Annotated in this window: 32 protein-coding genes; 30 read left to right on the top strand and 2 right to left on the bottom strand. The window is 50.2% G+C overall.

Going from position 1 to position 18,174, the window contains the following annotated elements; genetic code table 11:
* The first annotated feature begins 21 nt into the window (after nucleotides 1-21).
* The 30 genes from rplC to BLR00_RS13865 all read left to right on the top strand — a co-directional run bounded on the left by rplC (nucleotide 22) and on the right by BLR00_RS13865 (nucleotide 15,102).
* On the top strand, nucleotides 22-744 hold the full coding sequence (gene rplC / locus BLR00_RS14010) for a 50S ribosomal protein L3 (protein WP_074633772.1): 723 nt from the start codon (nucleotides 22-24) through the stop codon (nucleotides 742-744).
* On the top strand, nucleotides 744-1,364 hold the full coding sequence (gene rplD / locus BLR00_RS14005; RefSeq protein ID WP_074633771.1) for a 50S ribosomal protein L4: 621 nt from the start codon (nucleotides 744-746) through the stop codon (nucleotides 1,362-1,364). Before rplC ends, rplD begins: the two co-directional genes overlap by 1 nt.
* Nucleotides 1,361-1,696, top strand: coding sequence for a 50S ribosomal protein L23 (gene rplW / locus BLR00_RS14000; RefSeq protein ID WP_074633770.1), 336 nt, complete (start codon nucleotides 1,361-1,363; stop codon nucleotides 1,694-1,696). The genes rplD and rplW overlap by 4 nt, the downstream gene beginning before the upstream one ends.
* A complete protein-coding gene (gene rplB / locus BLR00_RS13995) occupies nucleotides 1,696-2,529 on the top strand; it encodes a 50S ribosomal protein L2 (RefSeq protein WP_074633769.1) in 834 nt (277 codons plus the stop codon). The genes rplW and rplB overlap by 1 nt, the downstream gene beginning before the upstream one ends.
* 6 nt (nucleotides 2,530-2,535) lie before the next feature.
* Nucleotides 2,536-2,823 (top strand): 30S ribosomal protein S19, encoded by a 288-nt coding sequence (gene rpsS / locus BLR00_RS13990; protein WP_074633768.1) that lies wholly within the window; start codon nucleotides 2,536-2,538, stop codon nucleotides 2,821-2,823.
* Between the two features lie 9 nt (nucleotides 2,824-2,832).
* Entirely contained in the window at nucleotides 2,833-3,180 is a 348-nt protein-coding gene (gene rplV, locus BLR00_RS13985; RefSeq protein ID WP_074633767.1) for a 50S ribosomal protein L22, read from the top strand.
* A gap of 17 nt (nucleotides 3,181-3,197) precedes the next feature.
* Nucleotides 3,198-4,094, top strand: a complete 897-nt coding sequence (rpsC, locus tag BLR00_RS13980; RefSeq protein WP_074633766.1) for a 30S ribosomal protein S3 — start codon at nucleotides 3,198-3,200, stop codon at nucleotides 4,092-4,094.
* A complete protein-coding gene (gene rplP / locus BLR00_RS13975; RefSeq protein ID WP_004180992.1) occupies nucleotides 4,078-4,494 on the top strand; it encodes a 50S ribosomal protein L16 in 417 nt (138 codons plus the stop codon). Before rpsC ends, rplP begins: the two co-directional genes overlap by 17 nt.
* Nucleotides 4,495-4,496: 2 nt before the next feature.
* Complete coding sequence (gene rpmC, locus BLR00_RS13970; protein ID WP_074633765.1) at nucleotides 4,497-4,697, top strand: 50S ribosomal protein L29; 201 nt, start codon at nucleotides 4,497-4,499, stop codon at nucleotides 4,695-4,697.
* Nucleotides 4,694-4,957 carry a 30S ribosomal protein S17 gene (gene rpsQ / locus BLR00_RS13965; protein ID WP_074633764.1) on the top strand — a complete coding sequence of 88 codons (264 nt, stop codon included), beginning with the start codon at nucleotides 4,694-4,696 and terminating at the stop codon, nucleotides 4,955-4,957. Before rpmC ends, rpsQ begins: the two co-directional genes overlap by 4 nt.
* A 200-nt stretch (nucleotides 4,958-5,157) precedes the next feature.
* Nucleotides 5,158-5,526 carry a 50S ribosomal protein L14 gene (gene rplN, locus BLR00_RS13960; protein WP_074633763.1) on the top strand — a complete coding sequence of 123 codons (369 nt, stop codon included), beginning with the start codon at nucleotides 5,158-5,160 and terminating at the stop codon, nucleotides 5,524-5,526.
* A gap of 20 nt (nucleotides 5,527-5,546) precedes the next feature.
* Nucleotides 5,547-5,864 carry a 50S ribosomal protein L24 gene (gene rplX / locus BLR00_RS13955; RefSeq protein ID WP_074633761.1) on the top strand — a complete coding sequence of 106 codons (318 nt, stop codon included), beginning with the start codon at nucleotides 5,547-5,549 and terminating at the stop codon, nucleotides 5,862-5,864.
* A 17-nt stretch (nucleotides 5,865-5,881) separates the two neighbouring features.
* Nucleotides 5,882-6,421 (top strand): 50S ribosomal protein L5, encoded by a 540-nt coding sequence (rplE, locus tag BLR00_RS13950; RefSeq protein ID WP_074633759.1) that lies wholly within the window; start codon nucleotides 5,882-5,884, stop codon nucleotides 6,419-6,421.
* A gap of 9 nt (nucleotides 6,422-6,430) precedes the next feature.
* Nucleotides 6,431-6,736 (top strand): 30S ribosomal protein S14, encoded by a 306-nt coding sequence (rpsN, locus tag BLR00_RS13945; RefSeq protein WP_074633756.1) that lies wholly within the window; start codon nucleotides 6,431-6,433, stop codon nucleotides 6,734-6,736.
* A gap of 76 nt (nucleotides 6,737-6,812) precedes the next feature.
* Nucleotides 6,813-7,208, top strand: a complete 396-nt coding sequence (gene rpsH / locus BLR00_RS13940) for a 30S ribosomal protein S8 (RefSeq protein WP_074633754.1) — start codon at nucleotides 6,813-6,815, stop codon at nucleotides 7,206-7,208.
* A gap of 29 nt (nucleotides 7,209-7,237) precedes the next feature.
* On the top strand, nucleotides 7,238-7,771 hold the full coding sequence (gene rplF, locus BLR00_RS13935) for a 50S ribosomal protein L6 (protein ID WP_074633751.1): 534 nt from the start codon (nucleotides 7,238-7,240) through the stop codon (nucleotides 7,769-7,771).
* A gap of 12 nt (nucleotides 7,772-7,783) precedes the next feature.
* Entirely contained in the window at nucleotides 7,784-8,140 is a 357-nt protein-coding gene (rplR, locus tag BLR00_RS13930; RefSeq protein WP_074633748.1) for a 50S ribosomal protein L18, read from the top strand.
* Nucleotides 8,141-8,157: 17 nt separating this feature from the next.
* Nucleotides 8,158-8,700 (top strand): 30S ribosomal protein S5, encoded by a 543-nt coding sequence (gene rpsE / locus BLR00_RS13925; protein ID WP_074633746.1) that lies wholly within the window; start codon nucleotides 8,158-8,160, stop codon nucleotides 8,698-8,700.
* A complete protein-coding gene (gene rpmD / locus BLR00_RS13920) occupies nucleotides 8,697-8,885 on the top strand; it encodes a 50S ribosomal protein L30 (protein WP_074633743.1) in 189 nt (62 codons plus the stop codon). The genes rpsE and rpmD overlap by 4 nt, the downstream gene beginning before the upstream one ends.
* The gene (rplO, locus tag BLR00_RS13915; RefSeq protein ID WP_074633740.1) at nucleotides 8,886-9,317 is read left to right on the top strand and encodes a 50S ribosomal protein L15; all 432 of its coding nucleotides are present in this window, start codon (nucleotides 8,886-8,888) and stop codon (nucleotides 9,315-9,317) included.
* 17 nt (nucleotides 9,318-9,334) lie between these two features.
* Nucleotides 9,335-10,663, top strand: a complete 1,329-nt coding sequence (secY, locus tag BLR00_RS13910) for a preprotein translocase subunit SecY (RefSeq protein WP_074633737.1) — start codon at nucleotides 9,335-9,337, stop codon at nucleotides 10,661-10,663.
* A gap of 20 nt (nucleotides 10,664-10,683) precedes the next feature.
* Entirely contained in the window at nucleotides 10,684-10,902 is a 219-nt protein-coding gene (gene infA, locus BLR00_RS13905) for a translation initiation factor IF-1 (RefSeq protein WP_004181006.1), read from the top strand.
* Between the two features lie 17 nt (nucleotides 10,903-10,919).
* A complete protein-coding gene (gene rpmJ / locus BLR00_RS13900) occupies nucleotides 10,920-11,033 on the top strand; it encodes a 50S ribosomal protein L36 (RefSeq protein ID WP_074633734.1) in 114 nt (37 codons plus the stop codon).
* A 55-nt stretch (nucleotides 11,034-11,088) separates the two neighbouring features.
* Nucleotides 11,089-11,469 (top strand): 30S ribosomal protein S13, encoded by a 381-nt coding sequence (rpsM, locus tag BLR00_RS13895; RefSeq protein ID WP_074633729.1) that lies wholly within the window; start codon nucleotides 11,089-11,091, stop codon nucleotides 11,467-11,469.
* 44 nt (nucleotides 11,470-11,513) lie between these two features.
* Nucleotides 11,514-11,903: a 30S ribosomal protein S11 gene (gene rpsK / locus BLR00_RS13890; RefSeq protein ID WP_004181016.1), complete on the top strand. Its 390-nt coding sequence runs from the start codon at nucleotides 11,514-11,516 to the stop codon at nucleotides 11,901-11,903.
* Nucleotides 11,904-11,913: 10 nt separating this feature from the next.
* Nucleotides 11,914-12,540, top strand: a complete 627-nt coding sequence (rpsD, locus tag BLR00_RS13885) for a 30S ribosomal protein S4 (protein WP_074633726.1) — start codon at nucleotides 11,914-11,916, stop codon at nucleotides 12,538-12,540.
* 34 nt (nucleotides 12,541-12,574) lie between these two features.
* Nucleotides 12,575-13,579 carry a DNA-directed RNA polymerase subunit alpha gene (locus BLR00_RS13880; protein WP_074633723.1) on the top strand — a complete coding sequence of 335 codons (1,005 nt, stop codon included), beginning with the start codon at nucleotides 12,575-12,577 and terminating at the stop codon, nucleotides 13,577-13,579.
* Nucleotides 13,566-13,964 carry a 50S ribosomal protein L17 gene (rplQ, locus tag BLR00_RS13875; protein WP_074633721.1) on the top strand — a complete coding sequence of 133 codons (399 nt, stop codon included), beginning with the start codon at nucleotides 13,566-13,568 and terminating at the stop codon, nucleotides 13,962-13,964. The genes BLR00_RS13880 and rplQ overlap by 14 nt, the downstream gene beginning before the upstream one ends.
* A 284-nt stretch (nucleotides 13,965-14,248) precedes the next feature.
* A complete protein-coding gene (locus BLR00_RS13870) occupies nucleotides 14,249-14,563 on the top strand; it encodes a hypothetical protein (protein ID WP_074633718.1) in 315 nt (104 codons plus the stop codon).
* A 2-nt stretch (nucleotides 14,564-14,565) separates the two neighbouring features.
* Nucleotides 14,566-15,102 carry a DUF2806 domain-containing protein gene (locus tag BLR00_RS13865; protein ID WP_256324161.1) on the top strand — a complete coding sequence of 179 codons (537 nt, stop codon included), beginning with the start codon at nucleotides 14,566-14,568 and terminating at the stop codon, nucleotides 15,100-15,102.
* Between the two features lie 273 nt (nucleotides 15,103-15,375).
* On the opposite strand, the gene BLR00_RS13860 is transcribed toward BLR00_RS13865, so the two are convergent.
* Together BLR00_RS13860 and gluQRS are read right to left on the bottom strand one after the other, a co-directional pair.
* Nucleotides 15,376-16,533, bottom strand: coding sequence for an NAD(P)/FAD-dependent oxidoreductase (locus BLR00_RS13860; RefSeq protein ID WP_074633716.1), 1,158 nt, complete (start codon nucleotides 16,531-16,533; stop codon nucleotides 15,376-15,378).
* A 219-nt stretch (nucleotides 16,534-16,752) separates the two neighbouring features.
* A complete protein-coding gene (gene gluQRS / locus BLR00_RS13855; RefSeq protein WP_074633713.1) occupies nucleotides 16,753-17,640 on the bottom strand; it encodes a tRNA glutamyl-Q(34) synthetase GluQRS in 888 nt (295 codons plus the stop codon).
* Nucleotides 17,641-18,174 lie beyond the last annotated feature (534 nt).

Below are 18,174 nucleotides of genomic sequence, written 5' to 3'. Positions count from 1 at the left end.
TTTTAAGAAAGGGTAATTAAAATGAGTTTAGGACTTGTCGGCCGCAAGGTTGGCATGACTCGCATTTTTACCGACGATGGCGATAGCCAGCCGGTTACGGTGCTTGACGTGTCGAACAATCGTGTCACACAAATTAAAACCCCTGATACAGACGGCTATTCCGCAGTGCAGGTGACATTTGGGAAGCGTCGCGCCAGTCGCGTCAATAAGCCCGCGGCCGGGCATTTCGCCAAGGCCGCGGTGGAAGCCGGTCACATCCTCAAGGAGTTCCGTGTAACGCAGGAGGCGCTCCTTAATCTTAAGCCTGGCGCAGTCATCGGTTTGGATATTTTCCAAGTCGGGCAGAAGGTGGATGTAACGGGTACCTCCATTGGCAAAGGTTATGCGGGCGTGATCAAGCGTCACGGTTTCTCTTCAAATCGCGCCAGTCACGGCAATTCAAAATCACATAATGTACCGGGTTCCATTGGCATGGCGCAGGATCCCGGCCGTGTATTTCCCGGCAAGCGCATGTCCGGGCATTTGGGAAGTGTGCAGCGCACCACCCAGAACCTGGAAGTGCTTCGAGTTGATACAGAGCGTGGTTTGTTACTCATTAAGGGTGCCATTCCTGGGTCTAGAGGCGGTGACGTAATAGTGCATCCGAGTGTAAAGGTTTCCCGGATCCGCACGCAATCCGCTGTCAAGGCGGATACGACAGGCGCGAAAGGTGGCACCAAAGCTGCCAAGAAGGCGGGTGCATAATGGAACTTAAACTCATCAATGACGATGGTCAGGCTGCCGCAAGCGTTTCTGCCTCAGATGCCCTGTTTGGCCGTGAATATAATGAATCCTTGATACATCAAGTGGTTACTGCTTATCTGGCCAATGCTCGCAGCGCTAATCGTGCTCAAAAAGGGCGATCGGATGTCGCTAAATCCACCCGCAAGCCCTGGCGGCAGAAAGGTACGGGCCGCGCACGTTCCGGTATGGCTTCCAGTCCGTTATGGAGGGGTGGTGGTAAGATTTTCCCCAATAGCCCCGAAGAAAACTTTAGCCACAAGGTCAATCGCAAGATGTATCGTGCCGGTATCGGCGCCATCCTGTCACAGCTCGTACGTGAGGATCGTTTGTCGGTAGTGGAGAATTTTACTGTGGATGCGCCAAAAACCAACGTCCTGGCCCGGAAACTGAAAGATATGGGGTTGAATGACGTGATGATCATTACCGATAGCGTGGATGAGAATCTTTATCTTTCATCCCGTAATTTGCCCCATGTGCTGGTGGTGGAAGCGGGCCATGCCGATCCGGTCAGTCTTATGCGTTTTGCCTCCGTGTTGATGACGCGTGGCGCATTGACAAAAATTGAGGAGCTGCTTGCATGAGTGCGCAAACATTTAACCCTGAACGCCTGATGCAGGTAATACTGGCGCCTCAGATCTCGGAAAAGGCTACCTATATCGCTGAGAAGCATAATCAGGTCATTTTTCGTGTGATATCGGATGCCACCAAGGCCGAGATAAAAGCCGCTGTTGAATTGATGTGGAAGGCTCAAAACATCGAAGTGAAGAGTGTGCAGGTGGCTAACGTCAAGGGAAAAGAGAAGCGCTTTGGTCGTTTCATGGGGCGCCGCAGTAATTGGAAGAAGGCCTATGTCAGCATCAGGTCCGGTCAGGAAATCAATTTTTCTGAAATTGCACAAGGGGAGGCGAAGTAATGGCACTCGTTAAAGTCAAGCCAACTTCACCTGGCCGTCGCGCGGTAATCAAGGTTGTCAATCCCGGTTTACACAAGGGCGCACCCTACGCCAGGCTGGTGGAGAAGCAGAATCATACAGCCGGACGTAACCACAATGGTCACATCACCACCCGTCATATGGGAGGGGGCCATAAGCAGCACTATCGAATGGTGGATTTTCGCCGTAACAAGGATGGGATCGCTGCCAAGGTCGAGCGACTGGAATACGACCCGAATCGCAGTGCCAATTTGGCGTTGCTTTGCTATGCAGATGGCGAGCGCCGCTACATTATCGCGCCAAAGGGGGTTGTCAGCGGGATGCAGTTGATGAACGGCGTGGATGCGCCAATCAAAAACGGTAACGCACTACCATTACGCAATATTCCAGTAGGGAGCACCATTCACTGCGTGGAAATGATGCCTGGCAAGGGCGCGCAACTGGCCCGTTCGGCAGGTACATCGGTGCAACTTCTTGCACGCGAGGGGGATTACGCGCAACTGCGCCTGCGTTCGGGAGAGATTCGCAAAGTGCACGTGAATTGCCGGGCCACTATAGGTGAAGTAGGCAACGAAGAGCATAACCTGCGCTCTATCGGTAAAGCAGGTGCGCAACGCTGGCGTGGCATTCGGCCAACTGTGCGCGGCGTAGTGATGAATCCTGTAGACCATCCGCATGGCGGTGGTGAAGGCAGAACTGCCGCCGGCCGTCATCCAGTCAGCCCGTGGGGAACACCCGCCAAGGGTTTTCGTACACGCACCAATAAGCGTACCGACGGTATGATCGTACGTCGTCGTTATTCAAATAAGGGGTAATGAATCATGGCACGTTCCGTAAAAAAAGGACCATTCGTTGACTTGCATCTGATGAACAAGGTCGAGAATGCGCGTGCGACCAGTGATAAGCGTCCGATCAAAACCTGGTCACGCCGCTCCACTGTTCTTCCCGATTTTATCGGTTTGACCATTGCAGTGCACAATGGCAAGCAGCATGTTCCGGTATATGTGACAGAGAATATGGTAGGGCACAAACTTGGGGAATTCTCCCATACCCGTACCTTTAAGGGACATTCAGGCGACAAGAAAGCAGCGGCTGGATCGAAGAAATAGGAGATTAACATGCAAACAACTGCTGTATTGCGCGGAGTTAGGCTGTCCGAGCAGAAAGGACGTCTTGTGGCTGACCAGATTCGGGGCCTGCCGGTGGATCGGGCGCTTAATCTGCTTGCCTTTAGCCCGAAGAAGGGAGCGGTCATTATCCGGAAATTGCTGGAATCGGCCATTGCCAATGCGGAGCATAATGATGGTGCTGACATAGACGAGCTAAAGGTATCGACTATATATGTAGATCGCGGACCATCCATGATGCGTACCAGCGCTCGCGCCAAAGGGCGTGGCAATCGTATTGTCAAGCCAACCTGTCACATTTTTCTTACTGTCGGTGATAAAGCCGGCAACAAAAAATAGGGATCTACGAAGCCATTATGGGACAAAAAATACATCCAACAGGTTTCCGGCTTTCGGTGCTAAAAAACTGGTCATCGAAATGGTATGCCAACGGAAGAAAATTTCCCGCGATGCTGAACGAAGATATCAAGGTACGAGACTACCTGAAAAAGAAGTTGGCGCACGCATCAGTAGGGCGTGTGATTATCGAACGGCCGTCCAAGAACGCACGCATTACCATTTATAGCTCACGCCCGGGTGTTGTCATAGGCAAAAAAGGCGAAGATATCGAGGTTCTGCGTGGAGCGCTGCAAAAGCTCATGGGTGTTCCTGTTCACGTGAACATCGAAGAAATCCGCAAACCGGAAATTGACGCGCAACTTATCGCCGACAATATCGCGCAGCAATTGGAAAAGCGCATCATGTTCCGTCGTGCCATGAAACGTGCAATGCAAAATGCCATGCGACTGGGTGCCCAAGGCATTAAGATCATGAGCGCCGGACGATTGAATGGCATCGAAATTGCCCGCACAGAATGGTATCGGGAAGGCCGTGTGCCCCTTCATACTTTGCGCGCCGATCTGGATTATGGTACTTCCGAAGCCAAGACTACGTATGGTGTGATTGGAATTAAGGTATGGGTGTTCAAGGGTGAAGTGATCGGTCGGAATGAGCAACTCGTGGCGACGCCAGCGCAAGCGCTCATTCCGGCTGGAGAACCGGAGAAGAAACGCCCGGCCAGAAGACCGGCTTCAAGTCCAGTCAAGGTTGCGGCGGGATCAAAGCCGGCTGCCGGAACTGAGGCAAGAACTGAAACCGGAGTTGGTGAAAAGGGTATAGACAAAAGATCCGATAACGCAGCTGATGAGGCTGCTACCAAAACTGCAGCCAGAAAGACAGTAAAGCCAGGAGCGAAAAATGCAGCAGCCAGCTAGAACAAAATACCGCAAGCAGCAAAAAGGCCGCAACAAGGGGGTTGCGACACGCGGTGCCAAAGTTAGTTTTGGTGAGTACGGGCTTAAGGCTGTTGGCCGTGGCCGTTTAACCGCGCGACAGATCGAGGCCGCCCGGCGTGCTATGACTCGCCACATTAAACGTGGTGGACGTATCTGGATTCGTATTTTTCCGGACAAACCCATTTCTCATAAACCAGCCGAGGTACGGATGGGCAATGGCAAGGGGAACCCGGAGTATTTTGTGGCGGAAATTCAACCCGGTAAAATGTTGTATGAAATGGATGGTGTTGACGAAGTGCTGGCTCGTCAGGCGTTCCGCTTGGCAGCTGCCAAGCTCCCCATTCAAACCACATTTGTTATCCGACAAGTAGGCGGTTAATTATGAAAGCAAAAATCAGCGAACTCCGGGCCAAGAATCCGGAACAACTGCAGCAGGAACTCCTGGAGTTGTTGAAGGCGCAATTTGGCCTGCGCATGCAGCACGCAACCCAGCAACTAGGCAACACTAACCAATTGCGTAATGTGCGCCGGGATATCGCGCGCACAAAAACCATTCTCAGCCAGAAAGTGAAGCAATCATGAGCGAAGCCAATTTAAGCCGTACTCTCACAGGAAAAGTCGTGAGTGACAAAATGGATAAGACCATTACCGTTCTGGTCGAACGTAAAGTTAAACATGCGCTTTATGGCAAGATTATGGTCCGCTCGAAAAAATATCATGTTCACGATGAGAATAATGAGTTTCATGCAGGTGACACGGTGATCATTGAAGAGTGCAGACCTCTCTCCAAAACAAAAGCCTGGCGCGTACTTAAACTGATGGAAAAGGCTATAACCATCTAGGCTGAATGATAGGTCAGGCCAGGTTTTTTATCTTGTCATTCTGGTACGATGATCGTATAATCTCAAGTCTTTAGTCTTCTGGTTTTCAGATCTTTAATTTTTGCCGCTGATCAGTTTCGGCGGCACCACAACCCGAACGGGTTCCAATACTATCCGCACCTTGAAATTCGGGTGGAAAAGTTGGAGAGAGTGAGTAAATAATGATCCAAATGCAATCGATTCTGCAAGTCGCCGACAATACGGGCGCGCGTTCAATCATGTGCATCAAGGTGCTGGGCGGCTCCAAGCGGCGCTATGCCGGCATCGGCGATGTTATAAAAGTCAGCATCAAGGATGCGGCGCCACGAGGCCGTGTCAAGAAAGGCGAAATATATAATGCCGTGGTGGTGCGTACCGCCAAAGGAGTACGGCGTACTGATGGATCGTTGATCAAATTTGACCAGAATGCGGCAGTATTGCTGAACGCCAAGCTGGAACCCATTGGTACGCGTATTTTTGGCCCAGTAACGCGTGAATTACGCAATGCGCGCTTCATGAAAATCGTTTCGCTTGCGCCAGAAGTTCTGTAAGCGCCCGATAAGGAATCAGTATGCAAAAATTAAAGAAAGGCGATGACGTAATCGTCACCACCGGTAAGGATAAGGGCAAACGTGGCACGGTGTTGCGCATCGTGAGCGCTGACTTGGTGGTGGTCGAGGGAGCCAACAAGGTCAAGAAACATCAGCGGCCCAATCCGAACAAGGGAACGCCTGGTGGAATCGTTGAAATGGAAAAGCCCATTCAGATCTCAAATGTGGCAATTTTTAATCCTGCCACGCAGAAGGCTGATCGCGTTGGAATCAAGATCCTGGAAGATAAACGCAAGGTGCGTTACTTCAGGTCGAATGGCGAACTGCTTGACATATAAGGGGCAATGGAGGGGGTATGGCTCGTCTGCAAGAATATTATCGTGACGCCGTAGTAAAGCAGTTAATCCAGCAATTTAATTACAAGTCTGTGATGGAGGTTCCGCGTATTCGTAAGATTACCCTGAATATGGGGGTGGGGGAGGCGGTTGCAGATAAGAAAATTATGGATAACGCTGTAAGCGATATGAAAAAGATCGCGGGGCAAAAACCGGTGGTGACTAAAGCAAAAAAATCTATCGCCACTTTTAAGGTGCGTGACGGATATCCGGTCGGTTGCATGGTCACGTTACGGCGTGTCCGCATGTATGAATTTCTCGATCGATTGATTAGCGTGGCGATTCCGCGTATCCGGGATTTTCGTGGTATTTCCGGCAAGGCTTTTGATGGACGGGGCAATTATAATATGGGCATAAAGGAACAGATCATTTTTCCGGAAATTGAATATGACAAGATCGATGCCCTGCGTGGAATGAATATCACGATCACCACGACCGCGAAAACAGATGCGGAAGCCAAGGCATTACTCGCCGCATTCAAATTTCCATTCAAAAACTGAGAGAGCAGGATGGCCAAAGTAGCCGTTATTAACCGCGACCTGAAACGCCGTGAGACCGTAAAGAAGTTTGCGGCAAAACGGGCTGAATTATTCGTTATCATCAATGATGCCAAAATGAGCGATGAGGAGCGGCATTCTGCCAGAATCAAATTGCAGATGCTGCCACGCAACGCCAGTCCGGTGCGATTGCGTAATCGTTGTGCATTGACCGGCCGCCCTCGCGGGGTATATAGCAAGTTTGGTTTGGGCCGTAGCAAGCTTCGCGATATTGCCATGAGCGGAGAAATTCCCGGTATGACCAAGGCCAGTTGGTAGCGGGAAACATGGCCATGGGTATGCTTGAATGTTTCAGAGCTTGTTCCAAAAATTGGATTGCCAGAGGTGCCTTTAGATGAGTATGAGTGACCCCATCGCCGATATGCTGACGCGTATACGTAATGCGCAGCTTTCTGAAAAAAACTCGGTTGCGATGCCTGCCTCCAAGCTGAAAGCGGCTATTGCGCAGGTGTTAAAGGATGAAGGATACGTTGAGGATTTTGCGGTTCACGAAGCGAGCGGGAAGCCGATACTGGATATTAGTCTGAAGTATTATGCTGGCCGTCCGGTAATCGAAAAAATTGAGCGGGTGAGCCGTCCTGGTTTACGCATCTATAAGGCCAGTAACAAGCTCCCTAATGTGATGAATGGTCTGGGTGTGGCAATAGTCTCGACTTCCAAGGGTGTAATGACTGAACGAAAGGCGCGTGCCAGTGGCGTCGGCGGCGAAGTGTTATGCATAGTGGCCTAAGGGGCCTAAAGGTATAAAAGGCGTAGAAAATGTCTCGAGTGGGTAAAAATCCGGTATCAGTTCCGGAAAATGTTGAAGTAACCTTGTCAGCCTCCGAGGTGTTGGTGAAAGGACCGCTGGGTACGTTGCGGCATCATCTCGTTTCGGATATTGCCGTTGAGCGGGATGGCGGAAATCTGCTCATAAAGGCTTCCAACGATTCCAAGCAGGCGAATGCGATGTCCGGTACAATGCGCGCGCTGCTGGCTAATATGGTTCATGGGGTGACCAAGGGTTTTGAGAAAAAACTGCTGCTGGTGGGCGTGGGCTATCGAGCCCAGGCGGCGGGCGAGGTTCTTAACCTGACCTTGGGATTTTCTCATCCGGTTGCTCATAAGATGCCTGACGGCGTGAAAGCGGAGACGCCGAGCCAGACAGAGATCCTTATTAAAGGCATTGATAAGCAGCAAGTCGGCCAGGTGGCGGCGGAAATACGTGCGTATCGCAGACCGGAACCTTACAAAGGCAAGGGTGTGCGCTACGCGAATGAAGTCATTGTAATGAAAGAAACCAAGAAAAAATAACTGGGGTTAGATATGTCCAATCCGATAAAATCCCGTTTGCGCCGTGCGCGCCGTACCCGCGCCAAGATTGCTGAATTGAAGGCAGTCCGCTTGGCTGTGCATCGCAGTAATTGCCATATTTATGTACAGCTGATAGATGGCGCCGGCGGCAAGGTGCTGACCAGCGCGTCTACCCTGGAGCCGGATCTGCGGAAAGAGCTTCCCAATGGGGGGACAGTTGCTGCGGCGGCGGCAGTCGGTAAACGAGTTGCTGAAAAGGCCAAGGGCCTGGGTATTGAAACCGTTGCGTTCGACCGGTCGGGTTTTAAGTACCATGGGCGCGTTAAAGCGCTGGCCGAGGCGGCTCGTGAGCATGGCCTTAAATTCTGAGCGAGGAATAGATAATAATGGCTAAGATGCAGGGAAGAATGCAGGGGAAAGTGCCTCAAGGTGATGATCGCGGCGATGGCCTCAAGGAAAAGATGGTGGCGATCAATCGTGTCACCAAAGTGGTGAAAGGGGGGCGTATCCTCGGTTTTGCCGCGTTGACCGTGGTTGGAAATGGTGACGGTACCGTAGGTATGGGCAAGGGGAAATCACGTGAGGTGCCTGTAGCGGTGCAAAAGGCGATGGATGAAGCGCGCCGCAAGATGATCAAGGTAGATCTCAAGAATGGCACGCTGCATCACCCGGTCATTGGCAGGCATGGTGCCGCCACGGTCTATATGCAACCCGCTTCAGAAGGAACCGGTATTATTGCCGGCGGTCCAATGCGCGCAATATTTGAAGTGATGGGTATACATAATATTCTGGCCAAGTGTATTGGTTCGACCAATCCTTATAACGTGGTACGTGCTACGCTGCACGGTTTGCAGTCTATGAACACACCTTCGGAAATTGCTGCGAAACGAGGAAAGAGCGTAGAAGAAATCATGGGTTCGGCGAAATGACCAAGACCGGAAAAAAAATCAAGGTAACGTTGATCAAGAGTCTGATCGGCACCAAGCGATCACATCGTGCAACGGTACGGGGGCTTGGGTTGCGGGGAATTAATAGTACCTCCGAGCTGGAGGATACTCCGGCGGTGCGAGGTATGATTAATAACGTTTACTACCTTGTCAAGAGTGAGGCATAGATGCGGCTGAATTCCATTAAACCGGCTGCCGGCGCCAAGCATTCCAGTCGGCGTGTGGGACGTGGTATTGGTTCCGGTCTTGGCAAGACCGCCGGACGCGGTCACAAGGGACAGAAGTCACGGGCGGGTGGTTTTCACAAGGTGGGTTTTGAAGGGGGGCAGATGCCTCTGCAACGCCGCCTGCCAAAGCGTGGTTTTGTTTCGCTCACAAGAAAAAGTATCGCGGAGGTGCGGCTTTCGGTCTTGAGCAAATTGCCGGGCGATGTCATAGATATTCTGGCATTGAAGCAGGCGGGGATTGTTCCGAATTCGGCGCTGACCGCCAAGGTTATACTTTCCGGGACGATCGAGCGCACGTTGAAATTGCAGGGCATTGCGGTGACCAAGGGTGCAAAGGCTGCCATTGAAGCTGCTGGTGGCAGTGTTGAGTAAGTTCAAGAGGACAAAGATTGGCCACTAACGAATCCCTGCGAGGACTTTCGGGGAAACTCGGCGACTTGAAACGTCGTCTGTGGTTTTTGCTGCTTGCACTGATTGTCTATCGCATCGGCGCGCATGTTCCGGTGCCGGGTATTGATCCTGTCGTGCTGAAAGATTTATTTGAGTCGCAGCAGGGAGGCATTCTTGGCATGTTCAACATGTTTTCCGGAGGTGCGCTTTCCCGCTTTTCGATTTTTGCTTTGGGGATCATGCCGTATATCTCGGCTTCGATCATTATGCAGCTGGGTACGGTGGCTTTCCCCTATCTGGAAGCGCTTAAAAAAGAGGGCGAGTCCGGGCGCAGAAAGATTACCCAATATACTCGTTACGGCACGTTGGGATTGGCCCTGGTGCAGGGGTATGGTATATCCATTGCTTTACAATCCCAGGCGGGACTGGTCATAGAGCCTGGGCCGATGTTCCTAATGACAACGGTAATAACCCTGGTCACCGGCACCATATTCCTGATGTGGCTGGGTGAACAGATTACTGAACGTGGAATCGGTAACGGCATATCGCTCATTATTTTTGCCGGTATTGCCGCTGGACTGCCAAGCGCGATCGGTGGCACGCTCGAATTAGTAAGAACCGGCGCGATGCATTTCCTGGTAGCGCTCGGAATTTTTGTGGCGGCAACGGTTGTCACTGCCTTTGTGGTCTTTGTCGAGCGCGGTCAGCGCAAAATACTGGTGAATTATGCGAAACGTCAGGTGGGACGGAAGGTATACGGCGGCCAGAGTTCGCATCTTCCGCTAAAGCTTAATATGGCCGGTGTAATTCCACCAATTTTTGCTTCCAGTATCATATTGTTTCCTGCCACATTGGCGGGATGGTTCGCTACCGGCGAATCCATGAGTTGGTTAAAAGACATGAGCGGGGCGCTATCACCAGGTCAGCCGGTCTACGTAATGATGTACGCGGCGATGATCATATTTTTCTGTTTCTTTTACACCGCATTAGTGTTCAATCCTAGAGAAACTGCGGAGAATTTGAAAAAGAGCGGTGCCTTCATTCCCGGAATCCGCCCTGGTGAGCAAACTGCGCGTTATATCGAGCGCATCATGCTGCGGCTTACCCTGGCAGGGGCGATTTATGTAACGCTTGTGTGCTTGCTGCCGGAGTTCCTGATTTTGAAATGGAATGTGCCATTTTATTTTGGTGGGACTTCTTTGCTGATTATTGTCGTAGTAACCATGGATTTTATGGCGCAGGTGCAGGCTTATATCATGTCGCACCAATACGAGAGTCTGTTGAAGAAAACGAATTTCAAGGGTGGCGGCGGGTTACCGGCAAGATAATTGTTGTATCCAAGGATAGGATGGCCAAGGAAGAAACGATACAAATGCAAGGTGAGATACTGGAAACATTGCCCAATGCGACGTTCCGTGTCAAGCTGGAAAATGGGCATGTGGTGCTGGGACATATTTCCGGCAAGATGCGCATGCATTACATTCGGATTTTGCCGGGAGATAAGGTAACGGTAGATCTGACACCCTATGATTTAAGCAGAGCGCGAATCACATTTCGCGCGAAATAGCTGGAAAGGAGACGTACATGAAAGTATTGGCATCGGTAAAAAAAATCTGCCGAAATTGCAAGATTATTCGACGCAACCGCGTAGTGCGGGTGATTTGCACAGATCCGAGACATAAGCAGCGTCAGGGTTGAGCGTCCGGTAAATGCTGTAAATGTCTTAATTATAATTTTTTTCTAGGAAGACCGTATGGCCCGTATCGCTGGAGTAAATATTCCCAATCATCAGCATGTCGAGATTGCATTGACCTCGATTTATGGTATAGGGCGTACCAGGGCGCGTGAGATTTGCGCGGCGTCCGGGATCGTCACATCGACCAAGATCAAAGATATCACCGACGCGCAAATGGATAAACTGCGGGACCGAGTTGCCAAGTTCGTTGTGGAAGGCGATTTGCGGCGTGAAATTTCAATGAATATCAAGCGCTTGATGGATCTGGGCTGCTATCGGGGATTGCGGCACCGTCGTGGTTTGCCAGTACGTGGTCAGCGCACTCGCACCAATGCCAGAACCCGAAAGGGACCCCGTAAAGCGGTTCGTTCGTCCAGCGCAAAGTCAGCAGGAAAATAAATTATTTGGTAGCCAATTGAATCGTAGCGCAAAGGAATAACTACATGGTAAAAGCAGCGACGCGGGTACGCAAGAAGGTTAAGAAGAACGTAGCAGAAGGTATTGCTCACGTTCATGCCTCATTTAATAACACTATCGTCACCATTACCGATCGCCAAGGCAATGCTTTGTCATGGGCGACTTCGGGCGGTGCCGGTTTTAAGGGATCACGTAAAAGTACCCCATTTGCTGCCCAAGTGGCCGCCGAACAGGCAAGTAAAGTCGCACAGGAGTGTGGAGTGAAGAATCTGGAAGTGCGTATCAAAGGTCCTGGCCCTGGGCGTGAATCCGCAGTGCGGGCTTTGAACGCGGCAGGCTTCAAAATTACCAGTATTTCGGATGTGACACCGGTTCCGCATAACGGATGCCGGCCGCCGAAGAAACGCCGTATCTAAGGAGTAGACTGTGGCCAGAAATCTTGATCCCAAATGTCGCCAATGTCGCCGTGAAGGAGAAAAACTATTCCTGAAAGGCGAGAAGTGCTTTACCGACAAATGCGCTATTGAACGTCGAAACTACGCCCCGGGTCAACACGGCCAGAAAAGCGGGCGGTTATCCGACTATGGGGTGCAGTTGCGCGAAAAGCAGAAACTGCGCCGCATATATGGAATACTGGAGCGTCAGTTTCACAATAATTATAAGTTGGCTGACAGGCAACGGGGCATCACCGGTGAAAATTTGCTGCAATTGCTGGAGTGCCGGCTGGATACGGTTTCATACCGTATGGGTTTTGGCGCATCGCGTTCAGAGGCGCGCCAGATTGTGCGCCATAATGGAATATTGGTGAATGGGCGGAGAGTCAACATACCGTCCTATCAGGTGAAGCCAGGTGACGTGATCGAAGTGGCAGAGAAAGCGAAAAGCCATTTGCGTATCAAGGCAGCAGTGGAAGCTGCTGAGCACCGCAATTTCCCGGAATGGATAGAGATGGATGCCAAAGCCATGAAAGGAATTTTCAAGACCAAACCGGAGCGGTCCGAGTTACCATCCAGCATTAACGAATCGTTAGTCATTGAATTGTATTCTAAATAATTAACTGCCAAGCTTTCCGCAAAAGGATCAGGCTATGCCAAGTAACATTTTTCTTACGCCACGAATTATTGATGTTCAGAATTTTTCGCCGCTGCATGCCAAAGTCACCATGGAACCGTTTGAACGTGGCTATGGACACACCTTAGGGAACGCGTTGCGTCGTATCTTGCTATCTTCCATGCCGGGGTTCGCGCCGACGGAGGTTCAGATCAGTGGGGTCGTGCATGAATATTCCGCTCTTGATGGCGTGCAGGAGGATGTGGTTGATATTCTGCTTAATCTGAAAGGTATTGTACTGAAGCTGCATAACCGCACCGAAGCTGTTCTGATCCTTAAGAAGAAAGGCGAGGGGACGGTTACCGCAGGTGATATCGAGGCCGGACACGACGTGGAGATCATTAATCCGGATCACGTTGTTGCGCATCTCACCGCCGGCGGAAAATTGGATATGCAGATCAAAGTAGAGCTGGGGCGCGGCTACGTGCCGGGAACGGTTCGGCAACAGGCAAATGAAGGCCGTACCATCGGCAGTATTTTACTGGATGCTTCCTTCAGTCCAGTCAGGCGTGTAAGTTATGCGGTGGAGAGCGCGCGTGTCGAACAGCGTACCGACCTCGACAAACTTGTTATGGATATCGAGACAAATGGTGTAGTCGATCCGGAAGAGGCGATTCGTTACGCCGCAAAGGTGCTGGTTGAACAGCTATCGGTATTTGCTGACCTCAAGGGTACGCCATTACCAGTGGAGCAGCCCAAGTTGCCGCAGATTGATCCGGTATTATTGCGCCCAGTGGATGATCTTGAGCTTACCGTACGTTCCGCGAACTGCCTCAAGGCCGAGAACATTTACTACATTGGCGACCTGATTCAGCGCACGGAAACTGAATTGCTGAAGACTCCTAACTTGGGCAGAAAATCTCTCAATGAGATCAAGGAAGTACTAGCTTCGCGCGGATTAACGTTGGGAATGAAATTGGAAAGCTGGCCTCCCGCCAATCTTGAGAAAAGCAAAAAGGAAACAAGTCATGCGGCACCATAATGGACTCCGAAAACTAAATCGTACCAGCAGTCATCGTCTGGCGATGCTGCGCAACATGACTAATTCGTTGTTGCGGCACGAGGTCATCAAAACTACGCTGCCTAAAGCCAAAGAGTTACGTCGCGTCGTTGAACCCATGATAACGCTCGGCAAAAAGCCATCGTTGGCTAACCGGCGCTTGGCATTTAACCGTCTGCGTGATCGCGATATGGTGGGTAAATTGTTTGCTGAACTGGGCCCCCGCTATCAGACACGTAATGGTGGCTACCTGCGTATCCTCAAATTTGGTTTTCGCATTGGCGATAATGCGCCCATGGCGCTAGTTGAATTATTGGATCGCCCGGCGCCGGTGGAGAAACCTGCGACAGATAAAACTGACGCATAAATTGGCCGTACAGTACAGAAGTAGAAAGCCGGGTTACCCCCGGCTTTTTTTTGCATAAGAGTTTATAATCCGCGGTGCGGCAGTCATAAGCTCAGTTAAACTTTGATTCGGCCATTTCTCATTATTTCTCAACTGAGAGTTATGATCCGCAAAGAGGTTTGTGCCATTCGACCTTTAACGTTGATGGTTGATATCGAGCAGATCGCAGTCTCCCCTACCTTAGCCCGATCGGCTCTCGGGTATTGCTATCATCTTTTTTTCTTGTTCTGATTGAGAGTATTCTGATGGATCTAACAGATTGGACTGACGAAGAAGTTATTTCTGTACGTGAGAAGCTTCAAGCATGGCGCGTCCAACGCGAGGCCCCAACTTGGGGCAATAAGTTCTTAAATTGGACGGGATTCTTGGGTGCATTTGCGTTTCTAACGGGACTTACCGATGTTTTTTTTGGTGGTCCAACCGTGGTAAACATCCTCTTGATCGTGCTTGGCGTTCTTGCCTCTTTTTCCTGGTACAAGGGTGACAAGCAACATAAAAAGAATATAGGTTTTCTGGATAAGCTGGAGCAAGAACTTGTTCGTCGCGGCCATAAATTCTGAGCATGTATCTGCGCCTGCCGGCGAGAATCAAACGCAATTTAACCAGCTCTATGGCGGAGAATAACCCGCTGATTGATCCCGATGCCGGGATATCGTCAGGTAAGGAGATCGATGCGAGTATTCTTGATGAGAAGAGTATCGCGCTCTTTACGTCCCTTCGTCAGTTTGTATGGGTTCAGGGGGAGCCTTTGCCCTTAATCTATGAAATAGAGAATGAAATCTATACAAAACATGGAATCAATTTACCGGCATTGAAATATCTACAAGCCATTGGATTGATATCTTTGGAGCCAGGCGGGTACGTGAAGAGAAAATTCGGTAAACATACCCGTTTATTCTACTATGGCAAGCCGACAAAAATACAATTCCCTCAGGCAGCGAACAATCAGCTGGATCTGGGTCACGTTCTCCTGACGGATTTGGGAAAGGCTATGGCCGCTGTTCACAATGCAAAGCGAAATCAGGAATTCTACGAATACGTAATCGAAAAATGGTTTCGGCAAGGAATGGTTGTATCATCCATCCTGGCACGTAACTGATGCATTCCAGGTATCTGTCGTATGCATCGGATCCTGAGAACTTCCTAGGGTTCGTTAAACTTAAAAGGTATATTCACAGATCCGGTTTTTGCGAGTACTTTTTATTTAACCCGGATAATCCATCAGGCGGCTCTCCAGCCTACCCGAGTGCTGAAGATCAGTTTTCGGCCATTTTCGCTGTTTGCCCGGCGTCCATCGACTATTCTCCCAACCAGCAAATTGTCTCGCGACCTACCTCGCCATCCATCCCACGTCTCAATGGATCATCCGGGCTTAAATCAGGTACGTATCGATTCCTGTCAGCAATAAATCATATTGAGCTTCCACCAGCTCCTTGATCATCATTGCGGGCATGCCACCGACCACATTACCTTCCAGCGCTAGCCAGCCTACCGCATCTGCCGGTCCCAGACTGATGACGTAACCCAAATCGCGGTGCAAATATGGCTCAAGTAACTTGAAGGAACCCGAGTGACGCAAAATATTTCGCGCTACCAACTTTCCTTTGCGTACCGCTGATTGTGCTGTCAGGGTATCAGAGCCGAAGGATTGATAAACGGAGCAATCTCCCGCGGTAAAAATATTCTGTAGTGGTTTGTGTTCCACCATGGTCTGCCCAAAGGCATTGGCAAGGAATATAGTTTCGGATTTTTTGCCAAGGAACAGAAGCGACATCGCAGAAGGTAAATTAAACTTTCGGCCGGTCTCGTTTTCTTCCAGAAATATGCTATCTGTCTCTTGTCCGCGATAATACGTATTAGGGTAAAAATCAATATTCAGATCAGACATGAGTGCCTGAGCATAGGTGGAGAAGCCGGCCGGGAACTGGTTAAGTACGCGATCCACCCCATGGATCAAACGTAGTCCAGCTTCGATTTTCCGGCGTCGAAGAAAATGTGCAATTTCAAAAAGAAACTGGATGCCGGTGGCACCCCCACCTATTACAGAAATGAATTGCCTGCCATTTTCGAGCCCATCCAGCCGGCTATCCAACAAGCTGGAGCCGGGGGTGGTCATGAAGTCATACAGATCGAAGATATTTTCCGTCTTATCCATTTGCGCCAGCGCGGAACCCGAAGTGATCAGGATGTAATCAAATTCCAGTACTTCATCATTGACGACAAGAAATTTATCATTCTGCCATTGCCGCAAAGTCTCCTCTTCCGGGATCAGCGCAGCATGGATGTGGCGACAACCAAAACGGCGTTCAAGGGCCGGAAACGGTATCAGGTAATCCTGCAACGGATATCGGAAAGTCTCATGTAGATGGGTGATCTTGAGGTGATGAGATCGCGGGTCGATAATGGTGATGTCAGCATCCGGCATATAGCGCAAGAAGGTCACTAATGCTGCGATCCCGGCGTAACCACCCCCTATAATCACTATCTTGAGCTGCTTGTGCCTGGATATATAAAATGGCAGGAAAGCCACGATTCCTCCTTCGCAAGATACCAAATCAGTTTTGGTATTCAAGTATTTTTTTGAAATTCAACGCTGTTTCGCTTCATGCAAACGCGATAAACAAGCTATATCATGCCTTGATTTATGGATAAAGCAGCAATCCGCAAGTGCAGCGTAGCACGAATATTTTGAATAAGGCGCTGCATTTCCACTCACAGTAAGAATCCATTGAGCGAGGCAAGCGATATTTCAGGGAATCATTTCAGGTTTCCAGTTTTTAGTTGCCCATTTCCAAAATGAGGCAACGTCACCTTCGGCCAATTCTGCAGGTGGCTTCCGACCAAGGAAACGTATCGCCATTATCAATTGCGATACTGGATCAGCGGTAACGATAGGTGCGGCATGAGTTTGTTTACTGAGTTTCTCGCCTAGTGTATTGACGACTACAGGCAGATGCATATACACCGGAGTAGGATAGCCCAGCAATTGTTGCAGATAAACCTGACGAGGTGTGGAGTTCAGCAAGTCCTCGCCGCGTACCACATGGGTTACGCCTTGCTCGGCATCGTCCACAACCACCGCCAATTGATAAGCAAAAATGCCGTCAGCCCGGCGCAGTACGAAATCGCCAATATCACTTTCCAGCCGTTGCCGAACCAGGCCTCGTAACACATCCTTAATTTCAATCGGGTTGTTATCAGTTCGCACCCTCAATGCTTGAAGCCGCTCCGTGTCAGGCAAACCACGGTGGCAGGTGCGGGGATAAATTGGACCGTCTATACCCGTAATGCTGGAGTCGGCGATTTCTTTGCGACTACAGACGCAGGGGTAAATCAGATTTTTATTTTTGAGTAGAATGAGTGCAGCCTGATAAGCTTCGTTTCGCCGGCTTTGATAGACCACCTCACCATCCCATTCCATTCCTAATATTTCAAGTGTGCTCAGAATCTCTTTCGAGGCCCCGGGAATCTCGCGTGATGGATCCAGATTTTCAATTCTGACCAGCCATTCACCGTGACGGGATCTCGCCTCCAGATAACTGCCCACCGCGGCAACAAGGGAACCAAAATGCAGCGGTCCAGTGGGAGATGGAGCAAACCGGCCACGATAGGCCTGGAAGATAGGTTCTTGGTTCATCGATTCCAGAATAAACAGCTGAATGGTATCGCAGGATTAAGGCAATCAATCCGTATTCATAGTATCAGTATATTCAAACAGTGGCATGAATGGCATACCTGCCTCCTGGAAAAGTGAATGGAAGCACAGAATCAGGCGGCAGATAGATTCAGATAATCACTTTTCGGAGACGTTCACGCCTGATAGAGTTCTTTAGAGCGAAATTCATCCCGAGCTCCATTCTGGGCTCATGAAGCAGCAATATTCTCAAAAAATGACCTTTCTGTGGAAATGATATGTGCTATAAATCCTATCCCCAAAAGTAGATGAAAGCGGAAATACACTCAACCGTAAAAAAGCAAGAGCCGGATGGATAGACGGGTGGGGATTCAGCCGTTGCCTGTCCGACAAACTGCTTGACTTGGCGCATCTTCGGGGATAGTCTTTACGGGGTTGTGGGTATGTAATGGTTTAGTAATATGGCGGCGACGCATTCTGTCTTCGTATATCTTCTTGTAAGGAAGGAGACGGGGGGAGCGGCGTCAGCGAAAGCAT

It is taken from the genome of Nitrosospira multiformis (assembly GCF_900103165.1).
In the GTDB taxonomy this organism is placed as follows: domain Bacteria; phylum Pseudomonadota; class Gammaproteobacteria; order Burkholderiales; family Nitrosomonadaceae; genus Nitrosospira; species Nitrosospira multiformis_D.
The sequence above is the reverse complement of the archived record's forward strand: the minus strand, read 5'-3'. Positions and strand labels throughout refer to the sequence as shown.